The organism is Xenorhabdus aichiensis (assembly GCF_028598775.1).
GTDB classification, from domain to species: Bacteria; Pseudomonadota; Gammaproteobacteria; order Enterobacterales; family Enterobacteriaceae; genus Xenorhabdus; species Xenorhabdus bovienii.
Window position 1 is genome coordinate 1 of record NZ_JAQRFO010000090.1, and the last position, 3946, is coordinate 3946.

Below are 3946 nucleotides of genomic sequence, written 5' to 3' on the forward strand. Positions count from 1 at the left end.
TGTTTGGCGTAGTAAGCGCCTTCGACTGATTGCTGGAATGCCTCAGCCGGGATTGTTGGATATTCCCGCTTCATGTCATCGCCGAGCGTTTTCTCTTTGGCGTAGTACCAGGCTTTCTGGCGATCATTGAGAACAACGCCGTGCTTTGCTTCCATCTCAGCGAAATAATCAACCAGGCGCTGAGGTAATGCCTCTACTGGGTCTATTGCGTATTGCGGATTCTTCCACCACGAGAAAAAGAAAAACTTCCAGTCGAGGTTGGATAACCGCTTACCCTGTAGTTGTGCTTTCTCTGCCGTCTGACAGTAATCAAAGAAGTATCCCGCTCGTCCTTCTGCCGTACTTTCAAATGTTGCACAACCATCAGTAGGAACAGCTTCAAGAGCCCCTGTAACAATCTCTCTTGCCTTATCAGGATTCTTGGCACATATCTTTCCGAACTCAGAAATATGTAACCTCTTTAAGGTTCCTCCCCTGAATGATGTTGATACAGTAAGCGATCCCCCTTTTTCAAAAACCAACTCCCCTGCCGCATCGTTTCTTGCTGGGTTTGCAGATTTGATTTCATCGGGTAACTTATCGTATGCGAACTTTATTTTTTCTCTAAAAAACCGCTTTGCATCAGGCAGCGTATGGGCAATTAACGCGCACTTTCCTGCCTCAAATAGCGCCGTATCTAACTGAATAATGCACTCCTCAGTAGTGAACCCAAGCTGGCGAGCTTTTAGGATGATGTTACGGGTGTGCATACCTTCGAAGTACTCAAGCTGTTCCGGTGTCATCTTAAACCGGATAGTCTTCCCTTCTTTGTCCGTTATCCAATAGAGATGATTCAGCCGCCAGAGTTTGTCGCGCAGTAATGCTAAATGTTCCGGCTTCATGATTACCCCTTGGCAAGATCGTCCATCATTTCAGATAGTTTCTTCGTTGAGTCGTCACCCGTTGGCCCATCGATATCGTAAGCCTGACGCTCAAGGCCAATCAGGTTCTTCATTGCATCGCTTAATGCTTTAACCGCTTTTACTCGCTCAGGAAGGCTGATGATTGACTGATAAACCTCATTGAGTCTGTCTCTCCCGTTGTCGTCAGGCTGAAACATTATTTCACCCAACTGACGAAGTGCATCAACATCAGCGCATTCAGCACCAAGCTCATCAAACAACGTATTGGTTATTTCCCGCGCCCGTCTGATATCACCACGATGCTCCATTCGAACAGTAGCGATAACCTCAGCGGTGGCTTCAATCAGTACGCGCTCTGAAAAAGTCGTTTCACTGCGTACCTGCTTGCGTACCTCTTTTTTGCGTACCAGATCATCCGTGCGTTCTTTGACTTTTGCGGCAAGGTCACGAGACCAATCATCACGCTTTGCTCGCTTACGGATAGCACCTTCACTGATACCATGTTGTGAAGCTATTTCGCGGAGAGACATCAAACCAGCCCGGTAAGCCGATTCGATGGCCTCCCAATCTGGTTTAGCCATTTATTTATCCCCATAAACGAAAAACCACCCGAAGGTGGTTGATGTACAGATTATTTAACCGGTGGTTCTGGTAATGGCATCCAGTGAGTAACTGTATAATCTGAATACTGAGTGCCTCCATTGACAATTATATGAGAGAACTCATTCAGGCCATCATAGACCCCCATACCTATACCTTTATCAGTAGAAACAATAAACCTTTCAAATTGTCTAACTGCTTTTGGTAGCCTGTCATTGACAGATATCCAATCCATGCTTTCCTCGCATTGTGGTGTATTTGAACAAATATAATACAAGGACTAATTTAATCCACCACGCCTATCAAGCTATCTTTAATTGATTCAGAATAAATAACTACCTCGGTTTATATAACCCGCTATTCGGGCGAGACCACCGAAGCCCAAAACCTACACAAACCTCTATCAAGCACCCGAAAGTGGATGCTTTGCAGAATTTTGTAAATTGCTATCCTTGCTCTTTCAATCGCTCTTCTTGCTTACTCTGGAACTCAGCTCTCGCCATAGCCCCTATTGCATAGATAGCACCCAGAATGAACCAGCCTTGATACACAACAAAAATGACAAACACTGTATCTGTTAGCAGGTCGTAATACCGGAATGCTGTCGGAACACGCTTGTAATCCTTGGCTAATGAGTCCCTGCCAAATAAGTACGCCAAGAACTTAACCGTGCCAAAGAGCCAGCCAGCGAAGTAACCCACATTCACAAAGCCGTCTATATCTTGTGTGATCCCAATAAATAAAAAGGACGCGATAATTGCGTCCAGAATGATTGAGCATATGTATTTCATCATCAGACTCTCTTGTTCTTGGGTTTCTCAGTCGAATATTTACTTGCCCATGCCTTAGCAACACTCAGGCAATCCTCAAACTTCTTACCCTTTCTGCTCGCTGAACCAGAACGGCGGTAATGATCTACCGCTCTGTCACTCGCCATCCCTGCTATAGATGAAGAAAAGCCGAGCTTGGTTAACTCGGCCTGTATGTTCTTCTCGATAAATTGTTCGTGGTTCATGCGGGTTCGCCTTCATCGGGGAAATCACCGAGGTCAGGGATAGAAAACTGGGTGAGCTGTAATGCTAGTTTTGTCGCTTCCTTTATTCTTTTTATATCCTGTTTGCGCTGAGCCATTAAGCCGCTTCCTTTCTGACCACGGTGTTTGAAAGAAGCCTTATTAAAAACATCTATCAAATCGTGCATCTTTTGCCCTGTTAACTGCGTTATTGCAGTCATATCCAGTGTACCGATATCAATGTTGGATTCTTTCTCAGCAAGATCCAGTAACCAAATGCGAAGTTCTTTGGCTACCTTTGTTCGAGAGAACATTCCGATAAGATAAGCACCACGTAAAGAATACAAGCGAACCTCTGATAACAAACACCCGTAAGCCATTGATTCTTTCGAAGTCCTCACTTTGGCAAGGGTACTCATACTCTCGGTAAACTCATCTTTATGTCTGCTATAAAGATTTGCTACTTTCTTGCTGTCTTTGTAACCCAGCAATTCAGCCAGATGCTCACCAGTGAACCAAATCTTGTTATCACTATTATCAAACGGAGTGATCTCATGCTCTTTGAAAGTTAATGCTGTGCTCATCGTGTATTTTCCTTATAGAAAAGCGAACCTGCTCACCAGAAATGCCGCCCACAGAAAACACCAATTAACGGCATTTCTCAGGCTCGACTTTCTGTAAGGTTCTGTGTGGATTATTGCGCGGTGAGTGCGCGGAACTCAGATACAAAAATGCCACCAGCGTTAACTGATGGCATGGGGTATTCCTTTAACCACTCAAGGGAATGGGCAAAGAAATATTGACTTTAGTTTCAGGTGTTGACTAATTATTGAGCATTGTTAGCTTATTGTTAGGTGGAGCTAATATTATTAGGCTTATTAATCTTTCGATAATAACGTTACACGTGGAGAGTAATATGAAAAAATATATTCTTTCTTGCCTACTGGCAGGCGTAACACTTTCCGCCTCAATGCAAACTTATGCCGCCTGTGCTTATATTCAAGACGCAAAAGCAAGGAAAATTTGCGAGGAGTCATGCAAGGTATTTGCAGATCCAGTTAGAGGAATATGTGTCGGACACGGGCATCATCAATAACACTAAGAGGACGGTTTATTCCCGCCGTCCTCTCACCCACACTGCCCCCTAACATACTCCTGCAACCCCAGTATCACTTGCTCTGAGGTTGAAATTAAAATCGCCTAATACGTTTATGCAGAATCTCTGAGTACATTTTCATTGCTGACAGTTGTGCATCTAGTAGAAATTGGTCAATTTCTTCTAACTTTCTATAGGTGGAATCACCAATGAAATTAGATAATTTCTCAATCTTTTGATCTAGCTCGGTTGCTTCATCCATGACACGTTGTTGATGTGGTTGTATTTGATAGCTCGTCATTTCTTCACCTTATAACATTTAGTATTAACGTAATC

At 43.8% G+C, this 3946-nt stretch carries 7 protein-coding genes and 1 pseudogene; 1 reads left to right on the forward strand and 7 read right to left on the reverse strand.

Going from position 1 to position 3946, the window contains the following annotated elements:
* From PSI22_RS20750 to PSI22_RS20775, 6 genes and pseudogenes are all read right to left on the reverse strand, one after another.
* Positions 1–881, reverse strand: a pseudogene (locus PSI22_RS20750) (terminase); the annotation flags it as partial.
* Between the two features lie 2 nt (positions 882–883).
* Entirely contained in the window at positions 884–1483 is a 600-nt protein-coding gene (locus tag PSI22_RS20755; RefSeq protein ID WP_273581385.1) for a hypothetical protein, read from the reverse strand.
* A 50-nt stretch (positions 1484–1533) separates the two neighbouring features.
* A complete protein-coding gene (locus tag PSI22_RS20760) occupies positions 1534–1737 on the reverse strand; it encodes a DUF551 domain-containing protein (RefSeq protein ID WP_273581386.1) in 204 nt (67 codons plus the stop codon).
* 211 nt (positions 1738–1948) lie between these two features.
* On the reverse strand, positions 1949–2293 hold the full coding sequence (locus tag PSI22_RS20765; protein ID WP_273581387.1) for a hypothetical protein: 345 nt from the start codon (positions 2291–2293) through the stop codon (positions 1949–1951).
* Positions 2294–2295: 2 nt separating this feature from the next.
* Positions 2296–2517: a hypothetical protein gene (locus PSI22_RS20770; RefSeq protein WP_273581388.1), complete on the reverse strand. Its 222-nt coding sequence runs from the start codon at positions 2515–2517 to the stop codon at positions 2296–2298.
* Complete coding sequence (locus tag PSI22_RS20775; RefSeq protein WP_273581389.1) at positions 2514–3098, reverse strand: BRO-N domain-containing protein; 585 nt, start codon at positions 3096–3098, stop codon at positions 2514–2516. The genes PSI22_RS20770 and PSI22_RS20775 overlap by 4 nt, the downstream gene beginning before the upstream one ends.
* Positions 3099–3430: 332 nt before the next feature.
* Here PSI22_RS20775 and PSI22_RS20780 point away from each other — a divergent pair, with 332 nt between their 5' ends.
* Entirely contained in the window at positions 3431–3610 is a 180-nt protein-coding gene (locus PSI22_RS20780) for a hypothetical protein (RefSeq protein WP_273581390.1), read from the forward strand.
* Between the two features lie 94 nt (positions 3611–3704).
* On the opposite strand, the gene PSI22_RS20785 is transcribed toward PSI22_RS20780, so the two are convergent.
* A complete protein-coding gene (locus tag PSI22_RS20785) occupies positions 3705–3911 on the reverse strand; it encodes a crAss001_48 related protein (protein ID WP_273581186.1) in 207 nt (68 codons plus the stop codon).
* Between the last annotated feature and the right edge of the window lie 35 nt (positions 3912–3946).

Bases quoted from the DNA above. Each gene is read 5' to 3' on its own strand.
- PSI22_RS20755 (WP_273581385.1), bottom strand. From the start codon at position 1,483: ATGGCTAAACCAGATTGGGAGGCCATCGAATCGGCTTACCGGGCTGGT.
- PSI22_RS20760 (WP_273581386.1), bottom strand. From the start codon at position 1,737: ATGGATTGGATATCTGTCAATGACAGGCTACCAAAAGCAGTTAGACAA.
- PSI22_RS20765 (WP_273581387.1), bottom strand. From the start codon at position 2,293: ATGAAATACATATGCTCAATCATTCTGGACGCAATTATCGCGTCCTTT.
- PSI22_RS20770 (WP_273581388.1), bottom strand. From the start codon at position 2,517: ATGAACCACGAACAATTTATCGAGAAGAACATACAGGCCGAGTTAACC.
- PSI22_RS20775 (WP_273581389.1), bottom strand. From the start codon at position 3,098: ATGAGCACAGCATTAACTTTCAAAGAGCATGAGATCACTCCGTTTGAT.
- PSI22_RS20780 (WP_273581390.1), top strand. From the start codon at position 3,431: ATGAAAAAATATATTCTTTCTTGCCTACTGGCAGGCGTAACACTTTCC.
- PSI22_RS20785 (WP_273581186.1), bottom strand. From the start codon at position 3,911: ATGACGAGCTATCAAATACAACCACATCAACAACGTGTCATGGATGAA.